Below are 26,715 nucleotides of genomic sequence, written 5' to 3'. Positions count from 1 at the left end.
TGTTATACAAACTTTTCAGGAAATGTTTTTAATAATTTCTTCTCGAACAATTTCGAAAGCTTTATTAACCGCAGAATCTACAACCTTTTCACGAGGTTGTCCGAAATTAAAAGTAAATGTTTTATTTCCGAATTTAGACACAATGGCCATACAAACTGTTCCAACTTCAACATCAGCATCTCCTTTAGACGGACCAGCATTTCCGGTAGTTGCAATAGCCATATTCGTTTTAAACAAACGTTGCGCGCCTAAAGCCATTGCTAAGGCAACCTGTTCGCTAACTACAGAATATTCATCAATCAAAATTTTAGAAACTCCTAAAACGTCAATCTTTGATTGCGTTGCATAAGTTACAACTCCACCATTAAAATAAGCAGAAGCTCCAGGAATTTCATTCAGCAGTTTTGCAATTTGTCCACCTGTACAACTTTCAGCGCAAGCAATCGTTAAATCATGCTGCTTTAATAAATCAGAAACCACTTTAAAAATCGTTTCATTTTCATTTAAACCAATTAAACAATCGGTAATTAAAGGTTTTAATTTATTTACTTGTTCTTGAATGGCACTTTCTAAAAGCAACTTATCGTAACCCGAAGTCGACAAACGCAACTTAACCATTCGCGGACTTGGTAAATAAGCTAAGGAAATAAATTCAGGTAAATTATTTTCCCATTCGGTAATGCGTTCTGCAAGTAAACTTTCACCAACTCCATGTGTGATTATCGTTTGATGCACATTATAATAAGGAGTAAATATGTTTGAAACATACGGAATCAAAACTTCTGAAACCAAATACTTCATTTCGTACGGAACTCCAGGGAGCGAAACAAAATACGTTTGCTCTTTTTGCATTAACATGCCCGGTGCAGTTCCAACTTTATTGAATAAAACGGTTGCTTGAGATGGTACCAAAGCTTGGTCTTTATTCATTTGTGTGATTTTACGTTTGTAAAAATCTTCAATTAAAATGGTTACGTGTTTTAGAACTTCGTCATCTGAAATCAAAACATCGTTGAAATAAGAGCAAAATGTTTTCTTGGTGACATCGTCTTTTGTAGGTCCTAAACCACCAGTCATCACAACCAAATCTACTTGATTCTGAAAACGTAACATAGTTTCGGAAATCGCATGTTCGGTGTCAGAAATCGAAACCGATTCAATAATTTTAAAACCAACTTCATCTAAAGCTTTTGCAATAAATGCCGAGTTGGTATCTACAATCTGACCAATTAAAATTTCATCGCCAATAGTAACAATTGCTGCTTTCATTTACATTATAGGTAAAACAATTTTAAAATCTTTTCGCATTTCTTTCAAAGCTTTTTCAATACGTACTTTGTACACTTTAAAAACTTCTTCAATCGATTTTTTCGAACCTTGATTATCTGCCCACATCAAAAGACCTTCCGCATATTCCACGCATTCATCAATTTCAAAAAGAACCAAAAATTTATTTAATTTAGAAACATGTTTGATAACCTTATCGTACTTTTTTTTGGATATGGCTTTCTCTAATTTCAACAGTTTCGTTTCTGCCAAAACAACAAATTCTACTACCGAATTTTTAATTTCAATAGCATCGTTTCCTTTTTGCTCGTTTAATTTAGTAATGTTATAATACAACGCCATTACAAAACATTTACGCCAAACATTTTTTCATCACCAATAAAACCTTCTAAAACATCGCCCGATGCAATTTTAGAAACCCCGGCCGGAGTACCTGTATAAATTAAATCGCCGATTTTTAATGTAAAAAATTGAGAAACATAAGCAATTAACTCATCTATTTTCCACATCATGTCTTTAGAATTTCCAGCCTGAACCACTTCACCGTTTTTAGTTAATGAAAACGAAATGTCGTTTAAATCTGCAAAAGCATTCTTATCCATAAATTCACCAACAACGGTAGCACCGTCAAAGCTTTTAGCTATTTCCCAAGGCAAACCTTTGGCTTTTAATTTTGCTTGTAAATCACGCGCTGTAAAATCGATTCCCAAACCAATTTGGTCGTAATATTTATGTGCAAATTTCGGACTGATGTATTTTCCTACTTTATTAATTTTCACAACCAATTCAACTTCGTGATGTACTTCTTGAGTAAATTCGGGAATCACAAACGGAAACGTTTTTAATAAAATAGACGAATCGGGTTTCATAAAAACCACCGGTTCTTCAGGTCTTTCATTATTCAATTCATTAACATGGTCTGAATAATTTCTTCCAATACAAATAATTTTCATCTTTATATGAAGCTTTTTCCTGCTTTGCGCTAAATCTTTTAAAATATAAAATTTTAAAAGGACACCGCTTCAATCAGGGCTAGATTAGAATTTCGTAGTTAATTTTCGTAGTTTAATTGCCGTAAGTACTTTTTTAGTATACAACGGAAAATCGGCATTCTGAATCCATCCAAAATAACCAGGTTCACGTTCTAAAACATCGTCAACCAAAGCACCTTTATGTTTTCCGAAAGTAAAGATTTCTTTGCCATCTTCGTTCAAAGCGATAAAACCCGCAAAGTCAACCGATTTTTTACGAGTGGTAAATTCAGCCAACGTATTCATGTTGTTTTCTAAATCATCGTAACGGTCTAATTGCGCCTTTAAAATTTCGTAAGTCGCTGTTGTATCTGCCATTGCACTGTGTGCATTTTCTAAGGTTTCGTTACAATAAAAACGATAAGCTGCGCTCAATGTACGTTCTTCTTTTTTGTGAAAAATGGTTTGTACATCAACCGAAACACGATTTTTCATATCAAAATCAACCTCAGCACGAAGTAATTCTTCAGCTAATAACGGAATGTCAAAACGGTCTGAATTAAAACCTGCCAAATCCGAATCTTTAATCATATTATGTATCTGAGAAGCCAATTCTTTGAACGTTGGTTCGTTTGCTACTTTTTCGTTTGTGATTCCATGAACAGCGGTCGATTGCGGTGGAATTGAAATCGTTGGATTTACCAACCACGTTTTACTTTCTTTATTTCCGTTCGGATATACTTTTAATATAGCTATTTCTACAATTCGGTCTCGGGCAACATCGATTCCTGTTGTTTCTAAATCGAAAAAACAAATCGGTCTATTTAGTTTTAACTCCATAATTTTTGTTGTTATCTATACAAAGATAAAGTTTTGAATTTTATAAGCTCTGTATTTGAGAACGAATTATAAGAAAAATAACCTTAACACAATAATAAAACAGATTTTTTCATTTACATAGTATAAAACCAACTCACTTATATATGATAAATAAATTTATTTTTTTTGCGTTCCTAAGTTGTTTCAGTGCTTTTTCTCAACAAAAAATTACTGGAATAATTACAGATTCACTTAACAATCCGATTGCATATGCAAATATTGGAATTGCAAGCAGTTCTTTTGGAACCGTTTCAGATTCAAACGGAAATTTTTCTTTCGAAATACAAAATTATAATCCAAATGATACCTTAAGAATTTCATCTTTAGGTTTTAAAACAAAAGATTTGTTTTTTAAAAATATTACTCAAAATCTAAACCTAGAAATTAAATTAGCGGAAGAAGTAACTATTCTTGAAGAGTTAAAACTTTTAACTGGAAATTTAAAATTACATACTGAAGGTAAAACCAAAACGGATACAAAAAATCACGTGATTTTTGCAAATTCTAAAATGGCAAATTTAAATTTAGGAACTGAAATCGGCAGAAGATTTGATTTAGGTTCTAAAAAACCAAGTTTATTAACGGAATTTAAATTTTATATTAAAGAAAATAATTTTGAATTTAATCAATTTAAAATCAACATCTATTCTATAAAAAGTAACAAACCAAACCAATTATTAAACACTGAAAACATTTACATTTCAACAACTAAAGATTATGTTGGTTGGATAAATATTATTTTAGAAGATTATAACATCATCGTTGAAGAAGATGTTATTGTTTCCGTTCAATGGATAAAACATTCAAACGACGGCAACACTCTAAATTTGCCTGTGATATTTCCTTCGTTAGGTTCAACGCATTATTATAAATTCGGAAGTCAAAATACTTGGGAGAAATATGGTAAAGTTTCTTCTGCAATGGTTTTGAGTTATAAGCAATAAAATTTTCAAATATTAGTAAGTGAAATAGATAAAGACTTATTTCGTTTTTCTCAAAAGTTAAAGCTATTTAAGTGCAATATCAGTAAAGTGTTTTATAAAAAAGGAGCTGACTTTTTTACGGTCAGCTCGCTTTGTTTAATTGGTTTACATATGCTACTTAATGTAGTAGTAAGAAGGCTTACAGCGAAAACATCACTTTTGATATGTTACCTCTTTATTCCTTTTTAAAAATATAATTTGTTTGTTCAGCTAAAATAAGGTGAACCATTTCATTATCTTTCTCTTTATACCAACTCCCACCACTTCTATAAATTATATATGGTTCAGTAATGAATATATTTTCATCTACTCCATCCTCATAACATTCAAGCCAATTTTGTAATTTAATTTTAATTCCGTCAACATACATTTTTCCATAATTTTCATATAAAATATCTCCATCTCTTTCAGAATATAAAGTCTGTTTAAAAGTATAATCTTTATTTATTTCAAGCTTTTGGAACAATCCAGTTCGAAGTTCATATGTGTATATCCCTGATAAATAGCCTTTATCTTGTCTCTCTCTATTTTGACAAGAAGATATTACAAATATTAATATTATATAGCTAAAAACATTCTTCAATATTTTTTTCATATTTTATTATTTTAAACAATTACCATCATTTATTTGAGAAGTCATAAGCTGAGTAAATAAACAGCAACATATTTTTAAAAAAAAATCATAATAAAAATAAACTATACTATTAAACCTTCTTTACTTAGCCCATCTAACTCACGTATCATAAATTAGGGATATAATTTTTATACTCAAGCGTTTTTTCATTTGATTCTTTTTTCAATGAATTATTAAAAATACGTAAAAATGATATTAGAAACTTATACCAGAAAAAAAAACGACTCAATTAAAATTAAGTCGTTCAATTAATATTTATAAAACCTGTCAAAATTAAAACATACTTTCAACACATTTAATCGCACATTTTTCGCCATCGATGGCAGCAGAGATAATTCCGCCAGCATAACCAGCTCCTTCGGCACACGGATACAAACCTTTGATTTGTAAATGTTCTAAAGAAATCTCATCTCTTGGAATACGAACCGGTGAAGAAGTTCTACTTTCTGGCGCATGCAAAATAGCTTCGTTTGTAAAATAGCCTTTCATCGATTTTCCGAAATCTTGAAAACCTTGGCGCATAATCTGTGTTAAGAAACCAGGAAAAACCTGACCTAATTCTACAGAAGTTGTACCCGGAACATAAGACGTTTGCGGAATACTTTCGGATATTTTCGATTGCGAAAAATCGACCATTCGTTGAGCCGGAACGCGTTGCGTTTCGCCAGCTAAATGAAATGCTTTTTGTTCAATCGCTTTCTGAAATTCCATTCCTGCCAAAGCACCAAACTTTTGGAACGGTTTAAAATCTTCTAATTTCAATTCAACAACAATTCCTGAGTTTGCAGTTGCTTGGTCACGTTTAGATGGCGACCAACCGTTGGTAACCACTTCTCCAGGTGCTGTTGCACAAGGCGCAATTACTCCACCCGGACACATACAAAACGAATACATGCCGCGTCCGTTCACTTGCTTCACAATAGAATACGGAGCCGGAGGTAAAAAATCACCACGATAATCACACGAATATTGAATACTATCAATCAAAGTTTGTGGATGTTCTGCTCGAACTCCCAAAGCAAAAGGTTTCGCTTCTATTAAAACTTGTTTTTTATCTAACAATTCAAAAATATCACGAGCCGAATGTCCAGTTGCTAAAATTACTTTTTTAGATTCAATTGTAATATCGTTGTTTACAATCACGCCGTGAACTTCATTTCCTTTGATGATGAAATCGGTAACTTTATTTTCAAATCGAACTTCGCCACCAAATTCAACAATTTTATGACGCATGTCTTCCATGATTTTCGGAAGTTTATTTGTTCCGATGTGCGGATGCGCTTCTACTAAAATATCTTGAGTTGCACCAAATGCAACCAACAATTCTAGAATACGATTAACATCGCCACGTTTTTTTGAACGTGTATATAATTTTCCATCAGAATAAGTTCCGGCACCACCTTCTCCAAAACAATAATTCGAATCTGGATTTACGATATGGTCACGATTAATCGCTTTTAAATCTCTACGACGTCCACGAACATCTTTTCCTCTTTCAAGAACAATCGGTTTTGCGCCCAATTCAATCAATTGTAATGCAGCAAAATATCCAGCAGGACCAGCTCCAACAACAATTACCGGAGCAGCATCTTTTACATTTTTATAATTTGGAAAATGAATTTCGCGATGAATCACATCTTCATCCGCATAAAAAATCTGAACTTTTAAATTGATTTTAACCGAACGTTGACGCGCATCAATAGAGCGTTTTAGAATAGTGATGTGTTTGATATCTGAAATTGAATTGTGTGTTAACTTAGCAACATACTGCGTTAACAATTCGGCCGAAGCCGCAACTTCCGGAAGTACTTGTAATTGTAATTCTTGTGGCATTTTGTTATAAAGCAAATAAAAATTAGATTGCAAAAATACATCAAAATATAATAAAGCGTAATTTTGTAATGGATAAAATAAAAATCATGGAAAGACAGATTAAACTTATTTGGGATTTTAGAGGTGAAGGCGCATTACGTACAGCTGAACATCATAAAATCCATTTGAAGGAATATATCGTTATGGAAAAACTAAACATCGCTATCACCGGATTTTCTGCAATTAACGACATGCATGCGATTGCTTTTATGGTTGTAAACGATGAACAAATGATTGCTTTACGCGATATTTTAAAACCGCATCGTGGCGAGTTGTTTGAAGATAAAAAAAATACTCCTTAAACATATTTAAGGAGTATTTTTTTAATTAGCAACTTCGCTTATGAACTTAATTCGCATTAATCGAAGTTCTTCTATATCATAATCTCCATCGAATTCAGAAAGTGCAGCTTTGATTGCATCACTTTGAGAATCCATAAAGTAATCATAAATTTCTTCTTGTTGATCTTCGTCCAAAATATCATCAATCCAATATTTGATATTTAGTTTGGTTCCAGAATACACAATTTGTTCCATCTCTTTCACCAAAGCATCCATATCCAAACCTTTAGCAGAAGCAATATCCGTTAAAGGCAATTTACGGTCCAAACTTTGGATAATGTACAATTTCAAAGCTGAATTAGCACCTGTAGATTTTACAACTAAATCGTCTGGACGGATGATATCGTTTTCTTCAACATATTTTGAAATTAAATCGATAAAATCTTTTCCATATTTTTTAGCTTTTCCTTCGCTGACACCATGCACAGAAGCCAATTCGTCCATTTTAATTGGATATTTTAAAGCCATATCTTCTAAAGACGGATCTTGAAAAACAACAAATGGAGGAACTCCTAATTTCTTTGCGACTTTTTTACGTAAATCCTTCAACATTGATACCAAAACTTCATCAGCTACATTTGATGCTTTTGAATTTGTAACAATATTTTCGTCTGCATTTTCAGAATATTCGTGATCCTCTGTCATCATAAAAGAATGAGGATTTTGAATGAATTCATTTCCTTTTTCTGTTACTTTCAAAACTCCGTAACTTTCGATATCTTTTGAAATCATACCCGAAACCATTACTTGTCGAATTAATGCCATCCAATAACGATCATCGTGTTCTTTACCAGACCCAAAAAGTTCATGTAAATCTGTTTTGTATGATTTAATTACTGCATTTATTTTACCAACTAATGCAAAAATTATTTCTTTTGATTTATAAATCTGTTTGGTTGCTTGTATAACATTTAAAAGTTTCAGAACTTCATTCTTAGCTTCGATTTTATTTTTAGGATTTCTGGTATTATCATCCATATCCCAACCTTCACCAGCTAATTCATCAAATTCTTCACCGAAATAATGTAATAAAAATTTACGTCTAGACATTGAAGTTTCAGCATAAGCAACTACCTCTTGTAACAACGCAAATCCTATTTCTTGTTCAGCTAATGGTTTTCCTGCCATAAACTTCTCAAGTTTTTCGATATCCTTATAAGAATAATAAGCCAAACAATAACCTTCTCCACCATCTCGACCTGCTCGACCTGTTTCTTGGTAATAACTTTCTAATGACTTTGGAATATCATGATGAATTACAAAACGAACGTCTGGTTTATCGATTCCCATTCCGAATGCAATAGTTGCAACAACTACATCAACGTCTTCCATTAAAAACATATCTTGATGTTTGGCACGCGTTTTTGCATCTAATCCGGCATGATATGCAACTGCACTTATTCCGTTTACTTGTAAAACTTGAGTTATTTCTTCAACCTTTTTACGGCTTAAGCAATAAATAACTCCGGACTTTCCTTTAAACTGATTAATGAAACGAATAATATCCGATTCGACATTTTTGGTTTTAGGACGTACTTCGTAAAATAAATTTGCTCGGTTAAAGGATGCTTTGAAAACTTTAGCATCTGGAATTTCAAGATTTTTTAAAATATCTTCTTGAACTTTTGGCGTTGCAGTTGCAGTCAATCCAATAATTGGAATGTCGCCTAATTTTCTAATTATATTTCTAAGATTTCTATATTCTGGTCTAAAATCATGTCCCCATTCCGAAATGCAATGTGCTTCGTCAATAGCAATAAAGGACAATTTAACCGAATTTAAAAACTCTACATATTCATCTTTGGTCAAAGATTCTGGTGCAACATAAATTAATTTAGTAATTCCGTTTTTGACATCTTCTTTAACTTTAGCAATTTCAGTTTTGTTTAATGAAGAATTTAAAACATGAGCAACGCCAATTTCAGAAGATAAACTTCGAATAGCATCTACTTGATTTTTCATTAAAGCAATAAGAGGAGAAACAACAATCGCAGTTCCTTCCAAAGATAAAGCTGGCAATTGGTAACAAAGTGATTTACCACCTCCAGTAGGCATTATAACAAAAGTATTATTTCCAGAAATGATGTTTTTCACAACCTGTTCTTGTAATCCTTTGAATTGATTAAATCCAAAATACTTTTTTAATTCTTTGTGTAAGTCAATTTCGTCTGATTTCATTATAATATAATGCTATTTTAGCTAAATTTGCAAAAGATAAAGATACGCTTTTCTAATTAAGCAAACAATTTTTAACACTTTTTAGATTTTGAACACAAAAAAAGATATCATAGAATATGCAAAAAACACTTTACTATCTGAAAGTGAAAGCATTACAAAAGCAATCTCTAATTTAAACAATGATTTTGCAGAAGCTGTTATCAAAATTTCTGAAACTAAAGGAAGACTAGTCATTACAGGAATTGGAAAAAGCGCTCATATTGCAAATAAAATTGTTGCAACATTAAATTCAACAGGAACTCCTTCTATGTTTCTTCATGCAGCTGAAGCAGTTCATGGCGATTTAGGAATGGTTACTGCAGATGATATCATCTTATGTATCTCTAACAGTGGAAATAGTCCTGAAATTAAAGTTTTGGTTCCGCTATTAAAACGAGATGGAAATATTTTGATTGGAATGACTGCAAACAAAGAGTCTTTTTTGGGAAAAAATTCAGATTATGTAATCAATTCACATATCGAAAAAGAATCTTGTCCAAACAATTTAGCACCAACTAATAGTACAACTTTACAATTAGCATTAGGCGATGCGATTGCAGTTGCGCTAATGAAAATCAAAAACTTTACAAGCAATGATTTTGCAAAATTTCATCCTGGTGGTGCGCTTGGTAAAAAACTTTTATTAAAAGTTGAAAATCTACTTATAAACAAAAATAAGCCCGAAGTTTCTCCGAATGCAAGCATCAAAGAAGTTATTATTGAAATATCAAGTAAACGACTTGGGGTAACTGCAGTTATAGAAAATAACAAAATTTTAGGAATAATTACTGATGGAGACATCAGAAGAATGCTTGAAAAAACAGATTCTTTTATAAATTTGCAAGCTAAAGATATAATGTCTAAATCTCCAAAAACAATAGAATCAAACGAATTGGTCTCAGTTGCTTTAGAAATTCTAGAATCATATGCTATTACACAATTAATTGTAACTGAAAATCAGAAATATGCTGGTGTCATTCATTTACACGATATTTTAAAAGAAGGAATTGTATCATGAGCAATCAAAAAACAACAAAAGAAATGTCTTTTTTAGGACATTTAGAAGAATTAAGATGGTTATTAGTTAGAAGTACAATTGCTATTTTAATTGGTGGTATAATTGCCTTTATGTTTAATGAATTTATATTTGACACCATTATCTTTGGCCCTAAACGCGGAGATTTCATTACATACCAATTCTTTTGTGATTTAGCAACCAGATTTGATTTAGACAAAAGTTTTTGTAATCAAATTTTACCATTCGAAATTCAAAACAGAACCATGGACGGTCAACTTTCTGTTTTAATTTGGACATGTATTACAGCCGGATTTATCATCTCTTTTCCTTACTTTTTATGGGAACTTTGGAAATTTATCAGTCCTGCCCTATATAAAAATGAAAAAAAATACGCAAAAACATTTATATTTGTCTCGTCATTATTATTTTTCTTTGGTGTTCTTTTTGGATATTATGTATTAGTTCCTTTGTCTATTAACTTTTTAGTGAATACACAAATTAGTTCAATTGTAGAAAATTCAATTGATATAAATTCATACATAGGTCTTGTAAAGACAACATCGTTAGCAACAGGTTTAATTTTTGAATTACCTGTTATTATTTTCTTTTTGACGTATTTAGGTTTAATAACCGATTCGTTTTTAAAAGAATATAGAAAATATGCGTACGTATTAATACTAATTGTTGCAGCTGTAGTTACTCCTCCAGACGTAATTAGTCAAATAATTGTGTCCATTCCTATGGTTATTTTATATGAAGGTAGTATCTTAGTCGCGAAAATAATTACTAAAAGAAAAAACAATACTGAAACAAAGCCACTGGTAAAATAACAATTTCATGAAGTTAAGAGCAGAGAATTTAATAAAAACCTACAAAGGCAGAAAAGTTGTTAAGGGAATTTCAGTTGAAGTTAACCAAGGAGAAATCGTTGGATTACTTGGACCAAACGGTGCAGGTAAAACTACTTCTTTCTACATGATTGTAGGCTTAGTTAAACCAAATGGAGGTAGTATTTATTTAGACGAGACCAATATCACAAACTTTCCAATGTACCAACGAGCTCAGCACGGAATTGGATATTTAGCTCAAGAAGCTTCTGTGTTTAGAAAACTTAGTATTGAAGACAACATCCTAAGTGTTTTGCAATTGACCAAATTATCTAAAAAAGAGCAAGAAGCAAAAATGGAGTCCCTAATCGATGAATTTAGTTTACAACATATTCGTACAAATCGAGGAGATTTATTATCTGGAGGAGAACGTAGAAGAACTGAAATTGCAAGAGCCTTAGCTACAGACCCTAAATTTATTCTACTTGATGAACCTTTTGCTGGAGTTGACCCAGTTGCAGTAGAAGATATTCAAAGAATTGTTGCACAATTAAAAAACAAAAACATAGGCATTTTAATAACCGACCACAACGTTCAAGAAACATTAGCCATCACTGACAAAACATATCTTATGTTCGAAGGTGGTATCTTAAAAGCAGGAAAACCGGAAGACCTTGTTCAAGATGAAATTGTTAGAAAAGTATATTTAGGACAAAATTTTGAACTTAGAAAAAAGAAGATAACATTTTAAAAAATTAGACTAGCCCAAAGAAAAAGAAAAAAAAAACAAACCAAAACACAAAAACAAACCAAGATCAAACTAAAAACACATGAAAACCGAAAAAGATGATACTGTAGATTCAAGTATTGTTAGAGAAATTCTTAGGAATTTTTTCAAAAAAACCAATCTAAAAAATTTAGGTTACATTCCACGATGGATTATATTACTTATTGATATAATCCTTGTTCTTCTGGCTGCTGTAATAACACATTTTCTTTTACTAGGAATTGGACTTGATTACACCAATCCAAATAAAGTAGGAACCCTAATTCTACTTCTATTAATAGTTCATATTTTTTATTTTTGGCGATTCAAAACCTATTCTGGGGTGGTTCGACATTCAAGTATTGTTGATGCAATTCAGCTTTTCATATCAGAATTTGCCTCACTTATTACTTTATTTCTAATAAACACAATTTACTCTTTAATTTATGGCGAAAAATTATTTTTAAACACTCGTCTATTAATTATAGTTATATTTTCTTATTGTTTATTATTATCTTTTAGAATTTCAATAAAAATTATTTTCGAACAGATATCAAAATTATCAGAAAAAGAAAATAAAGAAAACGTATTAATTTACGGAAAAGGAGATTTAGCGATCGCAATTGCAAAATCAATCATTTCAGAAAAATCTAATAAATTCAGAATAATCGGATTTATTGATCCAAAATCAAAATCAGGGTATACAAAAATTCTAAATTTACCAGTTCATAATTTAGGCAGAAGAACTTCTGTAATTGCAAGAAGTTTGAGAAGTAACACCATTATATTAGGTGATCAAGATATTAGCAACGAAGACAAAATCAATTTAATTGAAGATTGTATTAATTATAATATAAAAATTCTTACACTTCCGCCTTTAGCTGATATTAATGATTCTAAAAATATCTATTCTAAAATTAGAAACATTAAAATTGAAGATCTACTTGAACGTAAACCAATTTGTTTGGATTCTGAAAAAATTTCAAATCAATTAAAAAACAAAATTGTTTTAGTTTCTGGAGCAGCTGGTTCAATCGGAAGCGAAATAGTTAGTCAAGTAATAAAGTTTAATCCTAAGAAAATTATATTACTTGATCAAGCTGAAACACCATTACATAACATTGGTCTTGAAATCTCTAAAAATAAATTTGCAACAGAAGTTATTTTAGAAATTTCTGACATTCGAAATCTTGTTACTCTAGAAAAGATTTTCTCTGAATATCAACCAGACATTGTGTATCATGCTGCAGCTTACAAACACGTTCCTTTAATGGAAGAAAATCCGTCGCAAGCGATTCACACTAATGTATTAGGAACCAAAAACTTAGCTGACTTATCGATACAACATGGTGTAAAAAGATTTGTAATGGTTTCTACAGATAAAGCGGTTAATCCGAGTAATGTTATGGGTTGTAGCAAAAGAATTGCAGAAAAATATGTACAATCACTTTCTATCTATCTAAAAGAAACGAATAATCAAACAACCAAATTTATCACAACTCGATTTGGAAATGTTTTGGGTTCAAATGGTTCAGTTGTTCCTTTGTTTACAAAACAAATAGAAAATGGCGGTCCAATAACAATTACACATCCGAATATTATTCGCTATTTCATGACCATCCCAGAAGCTTGTCAACTTGTTCTCGAAGCTGGATCGATGGGTAACGGTGGCGAGATTTATATATTTGATATGGGAAAACCAGTTAAAATCATTGATTTAGCAAATAAAATGATTAAATTAGCCGGTCTTACGCCAGAAATTGATATAAAAATACAAATAGTTGGTTTGCGTCCTGGTGAAAAATTATACGAAGAATTATTAAACGACGGATCAAAAACTTTACCAACTTATCACGAAAAAATAATGATTGCAGAAGATATTAAAGACGATTATTTAACTGTTCAAAGTCATATTATCGAACTAATAAGTCTTTCTAAAGAACATGATAAAATTGCAATTGTAAAAAAAATGAAAACAATTGTTCCAGAATTTAAAAGTATGAACTCAGAATTTGAAAAACTTGATTAAAATATGAAAAAATATCAAAACCTATCTTTGCTACTATTATTATCGTTTTTAATATTTTCATGCGCTTCTAAAGAAAAAATAGTGTATTATGATAATGCAGGAAATGACATCAGTAATTCAGTTCAAAAAGTAAATACTAGAATTCAACCTGATGATTTGCTAATGATTATTGTGTCTGCACTTGACCCAAATCTAGCTTTGCCTTTTAATCTTACATCAACAACAGCTGTAACTAGAGGAAATGAAGCCGGTGTTGGACAACAATCTCAACAGTTATATTTAGTTGACGGAAACGGAAATATTGAATTTCCTGTAATCGGACAAATCAATGTCTTGAACAGAACTAAAGAAGAAGTTATTAAAGAGCTTAAATCTAAAATTTCTGTTTACATAAACAATCCGATAATCAATGTTAGAATAATGAACTTTAAAGTTACCGTTCAAGGTGAAGTTAATAAACCAGGTGTTCACACAATTACAAGCGAAAGATTGACTGTTGCCGAAGCTCTATCTTTATCAGGAGATTTAACTATCTACGGTAATAGAAAGAATATTTTAATAATGAGAGAAGAAAACGGAAAAAGAATTGCTAAAAGAATTGATATAACCAAGGTTGACTTTATTAATTCACCATTTTATTATTTGAAACAAAACGACATCGTTTATGTTGAACCAAATCAAACTAAAGTAAATTCATCAGCTGTCGGACCAAACGTTTCTATAATAATCTCTATTGCCTCTTTATTAATCACAATAGCTACTCTAATCGTTAGAAAATAACATGCAAAACTACCAAGAAAACGAACAAAAAAATAACGAATCAATTGATTTAAAAGTAGAGTTATTCAAATACCTATCTCATTGGAGGTGGTTTGTATTATCCATTTTTGTTACATTAGTTTTAGCAGTAATTTATTTAAAAATTACACCTAAAATTTTTGATGTAAACACATCTATTTTAATAAAAGAAGATAATAAATCAGACATTACCAGTCAATTAGCTGCTTTCAGCGACCTTGGTATTGGAGGAAGCAAAAACAATATTGAAAACGAAATTCAAGTTTTAAAATCAAGAACGCTTTCTGAAAAAGTAATTGATTCTTTAAAATTAAATTATCATTATTATACAGAAGATGGATTTCAAAAAATTAGTTATTATAAAAATTCTCCAATTGAAGTAATTTTCAAAACTTCGAATCATAGCCAACAAAAAGGTAATTTGTTTGAAGTTACTAATATAACAGATACAACTTTTGAACTTTCTATTGATGAAGAAAACGCTGGAACTTTTAAATTTAATACACCAATTAAAAAGGAAATTGGCGAGTTGATAATAAAAAAATCTTCAATCTACTTTCCTAAAAACGTAGAAAATTTAAAAAACATTTATGTTAAATATCTTCCTACAGATTTAGTTTCAGAGAGTTTAAGAAGTCGCACAACAATTAATCCTACAAGCAAAACTTCAAGTGTAATTAATATTGCTCTAAAAAGTAGTTTACCAGAAGAAGCAGCTAACTATATAAATACTTTAGTTAATTTTTACAATTTACAAGGTATTGAAGATAAGAGATTTATAGCTCAACACACTTCTGACTTTATCTCTAATCGATTAAATATCATCGCAGAAGAATTAGGCGATGTCGAAAAAAATGTTGAAAGTTATAAAAATTCTAATAATTTAACAGACATTCAATCAGAAGTTAGTTTATTCTTAACTAATCTAAGTACTTATGAACGCTCTGTAGTTGAAAACGAGACTGAGATTAATATAGTTAATGATCTGATTAATTATCTTAGAAGATCAGATTCAGATGAATTGGTTCCAAATATAATTTCAACCAATAATTCTGGAATTAATTCAAGTATCGATGAATTAAACAAATTAATATTAGAAAAACAACGTCAATTAATTAATTCGACTTCAGAACACCCAAAAATTAAAGAATTAGATGGTTTAATTGCATCTTCAAAAAACAATATTCTTTCGTCTTTAAAAAATAATTTGAATTCACTTAGAATTGCAAAAAATGATTTAAAACGTCAAGAAAATCAAATGCAATCAAAAATTTCTCAAGTTCCTAAACAAGAAAGAGAATTTAGAATTATTGACAGACAACAAAAAGTAAAAGAAGCATTATATTTATTTCTTTTACAAAAACGCGAAGAAACGAACATTACGTTAGCTGCAACTGAATTAACAGCAAAAGTAATTGATCAAGCAATAGTTCCTACCAAACAAGTTGCTCCAAAATCTTCGATTGTTTTATTAGCTGGTTTTATAATTGGATGTTTAATTCCTTTTATAATAATTTACATTAAAAATTTACTTGATACAAAAGTTAAAACAAGACTTGATATCGAAGGAAACACAAGCATTCCATTCTTAGGAGATGTACCAACATCAGAAAGTTCAGATCAGATAATTGAGTTAAATAGTAGAAGTAGTTCAGCAGAAGCTATTCGTATTGTACGTACAAACTTAGACTTTATGATTTCTGATTTAAGTAAAGAACAATGTAAAGTAATATACAGTACATCTACTTTCCCTGGAGAAGGAAAAACATTTATATCAGCTAATATTGCAGCAACATTTGCACTTTCTGAAAAGAAAACTTTATTAATTGGTATGGATATTAGAAATCCAAGATTAGATACTTACTTTGATTTACCTACTAAAGGTTTAACAAACTATTTATCGACAAAAGATACTAAAATTGAAGACTATATTATCTCTATTCCAAGTTATCCTCATCTTGATGTATTACCTGCAGGTACAATACCTCCTAATCCAGCTGAGTTATTGATGAGTTCAAAACTTGAATTATTATTTAAAGAATTAAGAACTAAATATGATTATATAGTTGTAGATACTGCTCCAGTTAGTTTAGTAACAGATACGATTTTAACAGCTAAATATGCAGATAGTATTATTTATGTAGTTAGAGCAGGAAAATTAGACAAGAAAGCTTTAATGATTCCTGAAACATTGTACAGAGAGAAAAAATTACCTAGAATGTCATTACTTCTTAACGATACAAACACTACCAAAGGTTATGGATATGGCTACGGTTATGGATATGGTTATGGATATGGAGTTAAAATGGAAAAGAAAAAAATTCCACTTTGGAAAAAGATTTTAGGAATTAATTAAAAATCTATAATAAAAATCCTATTAATAAAATGAGCTTGGTTAAACATTAAGCTCATTTTTTATACCCAAAAACGATTGCATCAAATTAGTTAAAACAAAAAAACTGGAAACGTAATGCTCCAGTTTTTTTGTTTTATAATTTATCTTTTTATTAATACTTTATTCATATCTCAAAGCTTCAACAGGATCTAATTTTGAAGCCTTTATTGCAGGAAAAAGTCCCGATATTAAAGCAACTATCAAAGATATAATAACCGCTCCTATAATCGCTCCCCAAGGTATAACAAAATCAAATCCTACAAAACGAGTAAAAACATAACCAGTAATCAATCCTAAAATAGTTCCAAGCAACCCTCCTAGTTGACCGATTACTAAAGTTTCAGTAAAAAATTGCCAAGCAATGGTACTACTTTTCGCTCCTAAAGATTTTCTAATACCAATTTCTTTAGTTCGTTCTGTAACCGAAACCAACATGATATTCATTAACGCAATAGAAGATCCAAAAATCGTAATAACACCGATTAAAACCGCTATGATTGTTAACATTGCCGTTTGTGTTTTTAACTGATTTATTAAATCATCACTTCTACTAATTCCAAAATTATCAATTTGAGTCGGATGTAAACCACGAATTGAACGCATGGTTAAAATAGCATCGTCTATATCAGCATTTAAGAACTCTCTATTTTGAACCAGAACTTTAATTTCATAATTTATATTTCCTTGAGAAAACAAATTTCTAGCTTGCTGGATTGGAATAAAAACGCGCAAATCTTGCTTATTTCCAAACATAGATCCTTTCTCTTCAAGTACACCAATCACTTTAAATTTAGCGCCACGAATTGAAATTGTTTTACCAATCGGATTTACATCTTTCAATAAATTCTTAGTAAAATCGGCACCAACAACACAAACTGGCAAATTGCTTATGATATCCATTTCCGAGAAAGTATTTCCTTGATCCACTTTTAAACCACTGTTCTCGAAATACAATTCATCTGCACCAATGACTGAAACTTCTGGGTCTGTTTTCTTATTTTCATATTTAACTTCAGTAACTGAACTTGCCGTAAATGAAAGCGAAGTTGTAGTAAACGGAGCATTGTAGTTTTCTTTAAAACTTCGAGCTTGACTGTAATCAATGATAGGATTGATACGTGTTTCAGAACTATTACGATTCAACTGAGACGAAAAATCATACCTACTTATATTAAACGTATTCGAACCCATTGCCGCAAAATTACTCATCAAGGAACTTTCGAGAGCATTAACAGCAGATAAAATCCCAACTAAAGCCCAAATTCCAGAAGCAATAATAAACACAGTCAGCACGGTTCGAAGTAATTGACTTCGAATTGCGCCTAAAGCTATTTTCGTATTTTCTTTAAATAATCTTAACATATACTTTCTTAGTAGTTAAAATCGTAAATTTGTTACAATAAAATTAAAATAAATACAATCAAAAAAAATTAAATATCGGATATTTGTACAAAATATTTTATCACGTTTTTTTGATATTTAAATCACAATAAAATGGCACAAAAACCAAGTATTCCAAAAGGGACAAGAGATTTTTCTCCGAATGAAGTAGCGAAACGTCAATATATTATTTCAACCATAAAAAATCATTTCGAAAAATTTGGATTTCAACCAATTGAAACTCCTTCGTTTGAAAATTCAGAAACCTTGAGGGGAAAATATGGAGAAGAAGGCGACCGTTTGATTTTTAAAATTCTAAATTCAGGCGATTTCTTATCTAAAGTTTCAGATGAGTATTTACAAAATAAAGACAGTAAAAAAATCACAGCACAAATTTCTGAAAAAGCATTGCGTTATGATTTAACTGTTCCGTTTGCAAGATACGTGGTACAGCACCAAAACGAAATTGACTTTCCCTTTAAACGTTACCAAATTCAACCTGTTTGGAGAGCAGATAATCCTCAAAAAGGTCGTTTTAGAGAATTTTATCAATGCGATGCCGATGTGGTTGGATCAAAATCTTTATGGCAAGAAGTTGAATTAATTCAATTGTACGATGCTGTTTTTACTGATTTGAATGTTCATGGTGTTACAATTAAAATTAACAACCGTAAAATTTTATCTGGAATTGCTGAAGTAATCGGAGCTAGTGATAAATTAATCGATTTTACCGTTGCTTTAGATAAACTTGATAAGATTGGTGAAGATGGTGTAAAAGCAGAAATGGTTACTAAAGGAATTTCTGAAGTTGCTATCGAAAAAGTTCAACCTTTATTTAGTTTTTCAGGAACTTTAGCAGATAAAATTAAGCAGCTTTCGGCTATGTTACAAACTTCTGAAGAAGGAATGAAAGGTGTTGAAGAACTAACTTTTATTTGTAACGCTATTGACGCTGTAGGTTTAAAATCGGCTAAATTAAATTTAGATGTTACTTTAGCTCGTGGATTAAATTATTACACAGGTGCCATTTTTGAAGTTGCTGCTCCAGAAACGGTTAAGTTAGGATCGATTGGTGGCGGTGGACGTTACGATGATTTGACTGGTATTTTTGGTTTGAAAAATGTAAGTGGTGTTGGAATATCTTTTGGTTTAGACCGAATTTATTTAGTACTTGAAGAATTAAATGCTTTTCCTGAAACGGTTTCAGCGGTATCAAAAGTTATCTTTTTAAATTTTGGAGATAAAGAAGTTTTACATGTTTTACCTACCATTCAAAAATTAAGAAATGCTGGAATTAAAACAGAACTTTATCCTGATAATACCAAAATGGGTAAACAATTTCAATTTGCAGATAAAAAAGGAATTCCTTTTGCAGTTATCGTTGGAGAATCTGAAATGGCAAATAATCAATTTGCGTTAAAGAATCTTTTAAACGGAGAACAAAATTTAGTTTCTGAAAACGAATTAATAGAAAATTTAAAACAATTTTCTTTCTAATAATATAACCTCAGTTCAAAGCTGAGGTTTTTTTATACCTGTTTTATCCGTTAAACAACTTGTTCCTTCGAATTTCTTTTCCTTTTCTTAAACGAATTGCTGCAAAAACAGAAGGTACATCATTAGTCCATTTTTTTAAAATTAAGATAATGGCAATGATTTCTAATCGTGTAATAATTCCAATCCAAAAACAAAGCTGAAATAAAACAACAGAATTTCCTGAGTAAGTTATTTCAACCAAAGTTGCAAACAGAAATAAAGTCCAAATTTTTGCTCCAATGGAATGCGTTGCGATTTCTTTTTTAAATTTTATAAAACTTACAACATAAGTCAATACTTCCGAACTAATTAAAAGAATCAACCAAATCCAATTTTCTTTAAAAAATAAAGGATATTGTAAATAGGTTGCCACAATCACATAAATAAAAAAAATCTGATCGATACTTGAATCCAATCTACGAAGTAATTTTGTCGAGATGTTTAATTTCCTTGCAATTATTCCGTCAAAAACATCACTTAAAAGCCCAATGGTAATTAATAAAATAGCGATGTAATTATAATGATCTATTTTAATATAACTAAAATAAAGCAAGATAAATCCTAAATTAAAACGGAGAAAAATTAAAGCAATTGGGATTTTTTTTATCATTTTATTTCTATTTGAAAGAAGTTTAAATTTTTTTTATTTAACTAGTAATAAACAAGATTTTTTTATTTAACTTTTTTGTATCTTCAAAATAAAAGTACGTTTATGAAAAATATGAAGTTCTATTTTATGTTTTTAAATGTAATGATTTGTTCGGATCAAATTTCTCTAAATATTGAAAAATAAAGATAAAATTGAACAATCCGATTTTCTATTTATAAGGTGAACGTGTGTTAATGGTTGATCATATTTCGGCAAGTAATGAAGAAATTTATTCAGTGAAAACGTCAAAGAATTACCAAATTTCGGAATCAATTAGGCAAAACAAAGTAAATTCTAATTAAAAAAACAAAACCATTTCTTGAAAAATAAACTGTTAAGCAAAAAATAATATTTCTTATTTCTTTGAAATGGCATAGTGATTGAATATTGAAAAAGCACATTTTAAAAATAGATATTATGAAAAGAATTCAGTTTTTGTTTGCCCTTGTATTCATTAATACAATTGGTTTTGCCCAAGAAACAATCAAAATAAGTATAAAAGAAAATAAAGTCCCATGTGTTGGAGTTGCTCCGATGGAATGCTTACAAGTTAAAATGGGTAATAGTAAAGAATGGACTTATTTTTATGATTCAATAGAAGGTTTTGATTATGAACCTGGCTTTACTTACAAACTTAAAGTTGAAAAAACGAAGAAACAAGGCAATCTTCCTGCTGATGCTTCGGCATATAATTACAAATTAAAAAAAGTGATTAGTAAGAAAAAAGCCAAAACTACAGAAATTACACAAACTACAAATCTAGATATATTCGACAAGAAATTAATTTTAACAGAGCTAAACGGAAAATCGATATCAAATGGAAGTATCTATTTTACAATCAATAATACAAATAAAACCATAACAGGAAAAAGCGGAGTTAATCGATTCAATTCGAGTTTTGAATTCAAAAATAATGAATTAATCATCAAACCAGGTATGTCAACTTTAATGGCTGGCGATTCTAAATCTATGGAACTTGAAAACGAATTTATTAAGACAATTACAACTCCATTTCAAATAATTCAAAACGGAAATGTAGTAAAATTTGTAAATCCAAAAAACCATAAAACGGAGATGGTTTATAACATTGAAACAACAAACGATATATGGAGTTTTATCAATGGCAAAGAATGGAAACTTTTTATGCTTGAAAATGTTGGGAGAGATTTTGGAAATGCTTCGATTCAATTTAACACTGCTGAACAAAAAGTTTCGGGAAACAATGGCTGCAATCGCTTTTTTGGAAATTATAAATCGACAGCAAACGAGATTACTTTTGATCAATTTGGAACTACAAGAATGGCTTGCCAAGACGACGATTCAAAAGAAACTGAACGTAAAATGATGCAGTATTTAAACAATGCTACCCTTCGATTTGATGTTGCAGAACAAACTTTAAATTTTTATCAAGGTGATAAATTAGTAATGATGTTTGGACTACAGTTCTAAGAAATATAAAAAACCTTAAGTTAATTCTTAAGGTTTTTTTGTGGTACCTCCAGGAATCGAACCAGGGACACATGGATTTTCAGTCCATTGCTCTACCAACTGAGCTAAGGTACCATTACAATCTAATGTAATTTATTTTTTTGTGGTACCTCCAGGAATCGAACCAGGGACACATGGATTTTCAGTCCATTGCTCTACCAACTGAGCTAAGGTACCATTACAATCTAATGTAATTTATTTTTTTGTGGTACCTCCAGGAATCGAACCAGGGACACATGGATTTTCAGTCCATTGCTCTACCAACTGAGCTAAGGTACCATTACAATCTAATGTAATTTATTTTTTTGTGGTACCTCCAGGAATCGAACCAGGGACACATGGATTTTCAGTCCATTGCTCTACCAACTGAGCTAAGGTACCATTACAATCTAATGTAATTTATTTTTTTGTGGTACCTCCAGGAATCGAACCAGGGACACATGGATTTTCAGTCCATTGCTCTACCAACTGAGCTAAGGTACCGTTTTTAAAGAGTAATTTACCTCCCTAAAAGCGAATGCAAATATAGAAGGTTTTTTTTTACTTTCCCTAATATTTTTTAAAAAAATCTTTAACTACTTTTGTTCAAACTTGTTTTAATAATATGAATCTAGCTATTGACATCGGTAACACCAGAACCAAAGTTGCTGTCTATGAAAACAATATCATTTTAAATATTGAAATATTTGAACAAATATATTTTAGAAAAAAAATTCAAAATTTAATTTCAAACTGTAGCGAAAAACCAAATATCATCCTGACAACAGTCAAAAATTTCAGTCAAGATGATGAAAAATGGCTTTCAGAAATTTCAGCTTTAACAATAATTAATTCTAAAACTCCGTTACCATTCGTTAACAAATATAGTACACCAGAAACATTAGGAATTGACAGACGTGTTTTGGCAAGTGGAGCTGTACTAAAATTTCCAAATCAAAACCGTCTTATTATAGATGCTGGAACTTGTATTACATATGATTTTATTACTGCTAAGAACGAATATCTTGGGGGAGCAATTTCTCCAGGAATTAATTTAAAATATAAAAGTTTGAATGATTACACAGATAAACTACCTTTGTTGTCGTTAAATGAAACCCATGATGTAATTGGAAATTCAACAAACAATTCGATTCATTCTGGAATTATTAATGCAACACTACTTGAAGTAGATGGCTTTATCAATAGCTATATCAATGACTTTCAGAATTTAACAGTAATTTTAACAGGCGGAGACGCAGATTTTTTGGCAAAAAGGTTAAAAAACACCATATTTGCCAATCCAAACTTTCTTTTAGAAAGTTTAATAATGCTATATCAATATACAATTGACCATGATAAATAGAATCATACTTGGAGTTTGCTTATTAACCCTTTCTGGCTCTTATGCCCAACAAGGAACTGCCTCTCCTTATTCATATTTCGGAACCGGTGAACAAAAATTCAAAGGTACAAACGAAATAAAAACAATGGGTAGCTTAGCTGTTTTTCAAGACAGTATCCACCTGAACACTTTAAATCCGGCGTCTTACGCAAACTTACAGAAAACAACTTTAGCAGTTGGTTTTTCTACAACATCAGCTAAAATTCAAACAGCAAGTGCATCAGAAAAATCAAACAGAAGCACTTTTGATTATTTCGCATTAGCATTTCCGACAGGTAAACTTGGTGTTTCATTAGGAATTATGCCATACACTTTTGTTGGATATAACATTGCCAATCAAATTCAAGATGGCGATAAAAAAATTGCTCGTGAATATAATGGTGATGGTGGTATTAGCCGAACTTATTTAGGTTTAGGATATAAAATTACTCCCAATTTAAACGTTGGTGCTGAATTTGCTTACAATTTTGGTGATACTAAAAACACAACTACAAAATTCATTACTGATGATGGAACTGGATTTTTAATAGACCGAGGTTCACAACAAATCATTTCAAATGATTATAGCGGCTTTAGTTTTAACACTGCTTTGAGTTACTCTAAAGTTTTTTCAGACCACATGAAATTGGATATTGCTGTTACATACAGTCCTGAAACTACTCTTAAAAATAAACAAACAGGAACTTTATCAACCGTTTCTATTAGCTCAACAGGTAATTTAACAACCGTTGATCAAATTAACATTGACGCCCCTAAAAAAGATTTGATTATGCCACAAAGATATAGCTTAGGTGTTGGATATGGTCAAAATCACAAATGGTTCGTTGGAGCTGAATACACAGGCATCCAAAATTCTAAACTAAACAATTATTATACAAGTGCTCAAAATGCAACTTTTGAAGATTCTCACAGAATTAGCTTAGGTGGTTATTATACTCCAAAATATAATTCATTCCAAAATTACTTCCATAGATGGACGTATCGATTTGGATTAAAATATGAAAATACAGGTTTAATTTTAAATGACCAATCTATAAAAGACACTTCAGTAAGTCTAGGTTTTGGATTACCAATTGGAATAAATAGAGATTCGTCAAATATCAATATTGGACTTGAATACGGTAAAAAAGGAACTAAAAATCACGGATTAATTCAAGAAAATTATTTCAACATTTCAATAGGATTCTCATTTAACGACAAATGGTTCCAAAAACGTAGATACGAATAAAAATGAAAAATTTAAATTGCTTTTTTCTTATTTTAGTAAGTTGTTTCATTGCTAGTTGCGAGAACAATAGTCTAAAAGATATTCAGAAAATGAATGCAAATAAATTTTATGCAGCTGGAGAAGCCGAAGATATAAATGTAAAATACACCGATTCGGCTAAAATCAAGGCAATATTGGTATCAAAGAAAATGTTGGATTATTCGCAAGTGAAGTATCCATTTACGCATTTTCCAAACAAAGTACACGTTACCGTTTTTGATAATAATAAAAACAAAACATTCATTGTAGCCAACAAAGCAACAGCTTATAACAAAACAAATATTATCGATTTACAAGGCAATGTAAAAATCACAACTCACGATGGTAAAGTTTTAGAAACGCAACAATTGTATTACAATCAAAAAAACAATTGGTTCTTTACAGATGCTTATTTTAAATTTACAGACCCTTCAAAGAGTTATTTCGAAGGAATCGGCATTGATTTCGATAATGATTTAAAAGTAATGAACGCTCAACAAAACAGAGCAGAAATAAATAATATTGAACCATGAAAATTTACAAATTCACATTATACCTATATTTAATTTTTGGACTTTTTTTCCTTTATGACACTGTAACAAAATTTCAAAGTGGCGGAGATTATAAAATAAGTTTAGCTTTTGCGGCTGTTGCAATTTTCATGTTCTTCTTTAGAAAACGTCATATCAAAAAAATTGAAGAAAATCAGAACAACAATCAATAATTTATGGAAATATTTTCGATAGTCTTATGCTTGCTTTTTATTGCTTTTTTCTCAAGCCTTATAGTCGCATATACTTATTCGAATAAAATTTTCTTGAATCTTGAATCAAAAAAAGAAAACATAACTTCGTACACACTAAAGGTTTTATCAGAAAATCCAAGATTGTACATTTCAACTTTAAAAGCTGGAAACACAATAGCACTTGTGATTTTCAGCTTTTATTATATCAGCTTTACCAAAACATCCTTTGTAACAATTCAAAAAGATTCCAATACCATTCTTTTTTTATTATTGCACATTCTAATTGCTACTTTATTGGTTTATGTTTTTTCAAAATTCATACCTCAAACCTTTATTAAACCCTATGCAAATCAGGTAATTTTAAAATCTAATCTTTCGATAAAAATTATCATATTAATATTCGGTCCGATTACAAAACCCCTATTAAAACTTGCTGATTGGTCCTTGAGAAAAATTTTTAAACTCGCTCAAGATAAAGAAAACCAACTACTGAGCATTAGCGAATTAGGAAGTTACATCACCAAACAAATCGAAACCACTGAAGATATTGAAAAGTTAGATACGGAACTTCAAATACTTAAAAATGCACTTTCATTTACAGATGTTTTAGTAAAAAAAGCCATGGTTCAAAAAATCCAAATCGAAACTGTAAATGTTAACGATTCACTTGAAAACATTGTCAACAAATTCATCGAAACAGGATATTCAAGATTGTTAGTTTATGAAAATCAAGAAAATAACATTATTGGTTACATTCATATTTTTGAAATCTTAGAAAATCCAAAATCAACAAAAAGTATTGTATATCCAATAGAAACTGTCTCTGAAAACAGTTTAATAAAAGATTTATTCAAGCGATTATCGATTAAAAGAAAGTCCATTGCAAAAGTTCTAAATGAAGAAGGTGAATACACAGGAATCATAACAATGGAAGATATCATTGAAGAATTATTTGGGGAAATTGATGACGAACACGATGCAAATATTCAAATTGTAGAAAAAGAAATTGCTACAAATAAATTCGTAATTTCAACCCGATTAGATGTACATTATTTAAACAAAAAATTCAATTTTGGATTAACCGAATCTGAAGAATATAAAACTTTAGGTCAATATATTTTGCATCATCACAAACAAATTCTTACAAAAGGAGATACAATCACAATTGAGAATAATCAAATTAAAATTCTATCGCTTACTGATAAAAAGATAGAAATTGTTGAAATTAACAAAAACTAAACTAAAAAATACATATAACTTTTAAGAAAATAAT

At 30.4% G+C, this 26,715-nt stretch carries 24 protein-coding genes and 5 tRNA genes; 15 read left to right on the top strand and 14 right to left on the bottom strand.

Going from position 1 to position 26,715, the window contains the following annotated elements; all coding sequences use genetic code 11:
* Positions 1-15 precede the first annotated feature (15 nt).
* The 4 genes from HW119_RS09000 to HW119_RS08985 form a co-directional block, all read right to left on the bottom strand.
* Complete coding sequence (locus HW119_RS09000; RefSeq protein WP_177763575.1) at positions 16-1,269, bottom strand: CinA family nicotinamide mononucleotide deamidase-related protein; 1,254 nt, start codon at positions 1,267-1,269, stop codon at positions 16-18.
* The gene (locus HW119_RS08995; RefSeq protein WP_177763572.1) at positions 1,270-1,629 is read right to left on the bottom strand and encodes a hypothetical protein; all 360 of its coding nucleotides are present in this window, start codon (positions 1,627-1,629) and stop codon (positions 1,270-1,272) included. It lies immediately after the preceding gene.
* Complete coding sequence (locus HW119_RS08990; protein ID WP_177763569.1) at positions 1,629-2,240, bottom strand: fumarylacetoacetate hydrolase family protein; 612 nt, start codon at positions 2,238-2,240, stop codon at positions 1,629-1,631. The genes HW119_RS08995 and HW119_RS08990 overlap by 1 nt, the downstream gene beginning before the upstream one ends.
* 84 nt (positions 2,241-2,324) lie before the next feature.
* Positions 2,325-3,098, bottom strand: coding sequence for a 3'-5' exonuclease (locus HW119_RS08985; RefSeq protein WP_177763566.1), 774 nt, complete (start codon positions 3,096-3,098; stop codon positions 2,325-2,327).
* A 143-nt stretch (positions 3,099-3,241) separates the two neighbouring features.
* Here HW119_RS08985 and HW119_RS08980 point away from each other — a divergent pair, with 143 nt between their 5' ends.
* Entirely contained in the window at positions 3,242-4,081 is an 840-nt protein-coding gene (locus HW119_RS08980; protein WP_177763563.1) for a carboxypeptidase-like regulatory domain-containing protein, read from the top strand.
* 214 nt (positions 4,082-4,295) lie between these two features.
* On the opposite strand, the gene HW119_RS08975 is transcribed toward HW119_RS08980, so the two are convergent.
* Positions 4,296-4,715, bottom strand: a complete 420-nt coding sequence (locus HW119_RS08975) for a hypothetical protein (RefSeq protein ID WP_177763560.1) — start codon at positions 4,713-4,715, stop codon at positions 4,296-4,298.
* 312 nt (positions 4,716-5,027) lie between these two features.
* A complete protein-coding gene (locus tag HW119_RS08970) occupies positions 5,028-6,587 on the bottom strand; it encodes an NAD(P)/FAD-dependent oxidoreductase (RefSeq protein ID WP_177763557.1) in 1,560 nt (519 codons plus the stop codon).
* 86 nt (positions 6,588-6,673) lie between these two features.
* On the opposite strand from HW119_RS08970, the gene HW119_RS08965 reads away from it, so the two are divergent.
* Positions 6,674-6,928 carry a hypothetical protein gene (locus HW119_RS08965; protein WP_177763554.1) on the top strand — a complete coding sequence of 85 codons (255 nt, stop codon included), beginning with the start codon at positions 6,674-6,676 and terminating at the stop codon, positions 6,926-6,928.
* Between the two features lie 21 nt (positions 6,929-6,949).
* Here HW119_RS08965 and HW119_RS08960 read toward each other — a convergent pair whose 3' ends face one another.
* Positions 6,950-9,145 (bottom strand): RecQ family ATP-dependent DNA helicase, encoded by a 2,196-nt coding sequence (locus HW119_RS08960; protein WP_177763551.1) that lies wholly within the window; start codon positions 9,143-9,145, stop codon positions 6,950-6,952.
* Between the two features lie 88 nt (positions 9,146-9,233).
* Here HW119_RS08960 and HW119_RS08955 point away from each other — a divergent pair, with 88 nt between their 5' ends.
* From HW119_RS08955 to HW119_RS08930, 6 genes are all read left to right on the top strand, one after another.
* Positions 9,234-10,202, top strand: a complete 969-nt coding sequence (locus HW119_RS08955; RefSeq protein WP_177763548.1) for an SIS domain-containing protein — start codon at positions 9,234-9,236, stop codon at positions 10,200-10,202.
* A complete protein-coding gene (gene tatC, locus HW119_RS08950) occupies positions 10,199-11,032 on the top strand; it encodes a twin-arginine translocase subunit TatC (protein ID WP_255497846.1) in 834 nt (277 codons plus the stop codon). Before HW119_RS08955 ends, tatC begins: the two co-directional genes overlap by 4 nt.
* A gap of 7 nt (positions 11,033-11,039) precedes the next feature.
* Positions 11,040-11,780 carry an LPS export ABC transporter ATP-binding protein gene (gene lptB, locus HW119_RS08945; RefSeq protein WP_177763545.1) on the top strand — a complete coding sequence of 247 codons (741 nt, stop codon included), beginning with the start codon at positions 11,040-11,042 and terminating at the stop codon, positions 11,778-11,780.
* Between the two features lie 79 nt (positions 11,781-11,859).
* Positions 11,860-13,824 carry a polysaccharide biosynthesis protein gene (locus HW119_RS08940; protein WP_177763542.1) on the top strand — a complete coding sequence of 655 codons (1,965 nt, stop codon included), beginning with the start codon at positions 11,860-11,862 and terminating at the stop codon, positions 13,822-13,824.
* Between the two features lie 3 nt (positions 13,825-13,827).
* Positions 13,828-14,604, top strand: a complete 777-nt coding sequence (locus tag HW119_RS08935) for a polysaccharide biosynthesis/export family protein (protein WP_177763539.1) — start codon at positions 13,828-13,830, stop codon at positions 14,602-14,604.
* A 1-nt stretch (position 14,605) separates the two neighbouring features.
* Entirely contained in the window at positions 14,606-16,978 is a 2,373-nt protein-coding gene (locus HW119_RS08930; RefSeq protein WP_177763536.1) for a GumC family protein, read from the top strand.
* Between the two features lie 159 nt (positions 16,979-17,137).
* Here HW119_RS08930 and HW119_RS08925 read toward each other — a convergent pair whose 3' ends face one another.
* On the bottom strand, positions 17,138-18,379 hold the full coding sequence (locus tag HW119_RS08925) for an ABC transporter permease (RefSeq protein ID WP_177763533.1): 1,242 nt from the start codon (positions 18,377-18,379) through the stop codon (positions 17,138-17,140).
* Positions 18,380-18,511: 132 nt separating this feature from the next.
* Here HW119_RS08925 and hisS point away from each other — a divergent pair, with 132 nt between their 5' ends.
* Positions 18,512-19,894 carry a histidine--tRNA ligase gene (gene hisS, locus HW119_RS08920; protein ID WP_177763530.1) on the top strand — a complete coding sequence of 461 codons (1,383 nt, stop codon included), beginning with the start codon at positions 18,512-18,514 and terminating at the stop codon, positions 19,892-19,894.
* A gap of 43 nt (positions 19,895-19,937) precedes the next feature.
* On the opposite strand, the gene HW119_RS08915 is transcribed toward hisS, so the two are convergent.
* Positions 19,938-20,543, bottom strand: coding sequence for a CDP-alcohol phosphatidyltransferase family protein (locus HW119_RS08915; protein WP_177763527.1), 606 nt, complete (start codon positions 20,541-20,543; stop codon positions 19,938-19,940).
* Positions 20,544-20,999: 456 nt separating this feature from the next.
* Here HW119_RS08915 and HW119_RS08910 point away from each other — a divergent pair, with 456 nt between their 5' ends.
* Positions 21,000-22,031, top strand: coding sequence for an META domain-containing protein (locus tag HW119_RS08910; protein WP_177763524.1), 1,032 nt, complete (start codon positions 21,000-21,002; stop codon positions 22,029-22,031).
* Between the two features lie 41 nt (positions 22,032-22,072).
* Here HW119_RS08910 and HW119_RS08905 read toward each other — a convergent pair.
* The 5 genes from HW119_RS08905 to HW119_RS08885 all read right to left on the bottom strand — a co-directional run bounded on the left by HW119_RS08905 (position 22,073) and on the right by HW119_RS08885 (position 22,553).
* Positions 22,073-22,145: transfer RNA gene (locus HW119_RS08905), tRNA-Phe, on the bottom strand.
* A 29-nt stretch (positions 22,146-22,174) separates the two neighbouring features.
* Positions 22,175-22,247 (bottom strand) — tRNA-Phe (locus tag HW119_RS08900).
* A 29-nt stretch (positions 22,248-22,276) separates the two neighbouring features.
* Positions 22,277-22,349, bottom strand: a tRNA-Phe gene (locus HW119_RS08895).
* Between the two features lie 29 nt (positions 22,350-22,378).
* Positions 22,379-22,451: transfer RNA gene (locus tag HW119_RS08890), tRNA-Phe, on the bottom strand.
* Positions 22,452-22,480: 29 nt separating this feature from the next.
* Positions 22,481-22,553 (bottom strand) — tRNA-Phe (locus tag HW119_RS08885).
* Between the two features lie 121 nt (positions 22,554-22,674).
* Between HW119_RS08885 and HW119_RS08880 the strand changes: the two genes are divergently transcribed.
* The 5 genes from HW119_RS08880 to HW119_RS08860 are packed head-to-tail and all read left to right on the top strand — an operon-like array spanning position 22,675 to position 26,681.
* Positions 22,675-23,412: a type III pantothenate kinase gene (locus tag HW119_RS08880; protein ID WP_177763521.1), complete on the top strand. Its 738-nt coding sequence runs from the start codon at positions 22,675-22,677 to the stop codon at positions 23,410-23,412.
* A complete protein-coding gene (locus HW119_RS08875) occupies positions 23,402-24,679 on the top strand; it encodes a hypothetical protein (RefSeq protein ID WP_177763518.1) in 1,278 nt (425 codons plus the stop codon). The genes HW119_RS08880 and HW119_RS08875 overlap by 11 nt, the downstream gene beginning before the upstream one ends.
* A gap of 2 nt (positions 24,680-24,681) precedes the next feature.
* Entirely contained in the window at positions 24,682-25,230 is a 549-nt protein-coding gene (gene lptC / locus HW119_RS08870) for an LPS export ABC transporter periplasmic protein LptC (protein ID WP_177763515.1), read from the top strand.
* Positions 25,227-25,421: a hypothetical protein gene (locus HW119_RS08865; protein ID WP_177763512.1), complete on the top strand. Its 195-nt coding sequence runs from the start codon at positions 25,227-25,229 to the stop codon at positions 25,419-25,421. Before lptC ends, HW119_RS08865 begins: the two co-directional genes overlap by 4 nt.
* A 3-nt stretch (positions 25,422-25,424) precedes the next feature.
* Complete coding sequence (locus HW119_RS08860; RefSeq protein WP_177763509.1) at positions 25,425-26,681, top strand: hemolysin family protein; 1,257 nt, start codon at positions 25,425-25,427, stop codon at positions 26,679-26,681.
* The last annotated feature ends 34 nt before the right edge of the window (positions 26,682-26,715 follow it).

Source organism: Flavobacterium sp. I3-2 (assembly GCF_013389595.1).
Classification (GTDB): Bacteria; Bacteroidota; Bacteroidia; order Flavobacteriales; family Flavobacteriaceae; genus Flavobacterium.
Note: the sequence above shows the minus strand (reverse complement) of the source record. Positions and strands in the feature narration are given on the sequence as shown.

Bases quoted from the DNA above. Each gene is read 5' to 3' on its own strand.
- HW119_RS09000 (WP_177763575.1), bottom strand. From the start codon at position 1,269: ATGAAAGCAGCAATTGTTACTATTGGCGATGAAATTTTAATTGGTCAG.
- HW119_RS08995 (WP_177763572.1), bottom strand. From the start codon at position 1,629: ATGGCGTTGTATTATAACATTACTAAATTAAACGAGCAAAAAGGAAAC.
- HW119_RS08990 (WP_177763569.1), bottom strand. From the start codon at position 2,240: ATGAAAATTATTTGTATTGGAAGAAATTATTCAGACCATGTTAATGAA.
- HW119_RS08985 (WP_177763566.1), bottom strand. From the start codon at position 3,098: ATGGAGTTAAAACTAAATAGACCGATTTGTTTTTTCGATTTAGAAACA.
- HW119_RS08980 (WP_177763563.1), top strand. From the start codon at position 3,242: ATGATAAATAAATTTATTTTTTTTGCGTTCCTAAGTTGTTTCAGTGCT.
- HW119_RS08975 (WP_177763560.1), bottom strand. From the start codon at position 4,715: ATGAAAAAAATATTGAAGAATGTTTTTAGCTATATAATATTAATATTT.
- HW119_RS08970 (WP_177763557.1), bottom strand. From the start codon at position 6,587: ATGCCACAAGAATTACAATTACAAGTACTTCCGGAAGTTGCGGCTTCG.
- HW119_RS08965 (WP_177763554.1), top strand. From the start codon at position 6,674: ATGGAAAGACAGATTAAACTTATTTGGGATTTTAGAGGTGAAGGCGCA.
- HW119_RS08960 (WP_177763551.1), bottom strand. From the start codon at position 9,145: ATGAAATCAGACGAAATTGACTTACACAAAGAATTAAAAAAGTATTTT.
- tatC (WP_255497846.1), top strand. From the start codon at position 10,199: ATGAGCAATCAAAAAACAACAAAAGAAATGTCTTTTTTAGGACATTTA.
- lptB (WP_177763545.1), top strand. From the start codon at position 11,040: ATGAAGTTAAGAGCAGAGAATTTAATAAAAACCTACAAAGGCAGAAAA.
- HW119_RS08940 (WP_177763542.1), top strand. From the start codon at position 11,860: ATGAAAACCGAAAAAGATGATACTGTAGATTCAAGTATTGTTAGAGAA.
- HW119_RS08935 (WP_177763539.1), top strand. From the start codon at position 13,828: ATGAAAAAATATCAAAACCTATCTTTGCTACTATTATTATCGTTTTTA.
- HW119_RS08930 (WP_177763536.1), top strand. From the start codon at position 14,606: ATGCAAAACTACCAAGAAAACGAACAAAAAAATAACGAATCAATTGAT.
- HW119_RS08925 (WP_177763533.1), bottom strand. From the start codon at position 18,379: ATGTTAAGATTATTTAAAGAAAATACGAAAATAGCTTTAGGCGCAATT.
- hisS (WP_177763530.1), top strand. From the start codon at position 18,512: ATGGCACAAAAACCAAGTATTCCAAAAGGGACAAGAGATTTTTCTCCG.
- HW119_RS08915 (WP_177763527.1), bottom strand. From the start codon at position 20,543: ATGATAAAAAAAATCCCAATTGCTTTAATTTTTCTCCGTTTTAATTTA.
- HW119_RS08910 (WP_177763524.1), top strand. From the start codon at position 21,000: ATGAAAAGAATTCAGTTTTTGTTTGCCCTTGTATTCATTAATACAATT.
- HW119_RS08880 (WP_177763521.1), top strand. From the start codon at position 22,675: ATGAATCTAGCTATTGACATCGGTAACACCAGAACCAAAGTTGCTGTC.
- HW119_RS08875 (WP_177763518.1), top strand. From the start codon at position 23,402: ATGATAAATAGAATCATACTTGGAGTTTGCTTATTAACCCTTTCTGGC.
- lptC (WP_177763515.1), top strand. From the start codon at position 24,682: ATGAAAAATTTAAATTGCTTTTTTCTTATTTTAGTAAGTTGTTTCATT.
- HW119_RS08865 (WP_177763512.1), top strand. From the start codon at position 25,227: ATGAAAATTTACAAATTCACATTATACCTATATTTAATTTTTGGACTT.
- HW119_RS08860 (WP_177763509.1), top strand. From the start codon at position 25,425: ATGGAAATATTTTCGATAGTCTTATGCTTGCTTTTTATTGCTTTTTTC.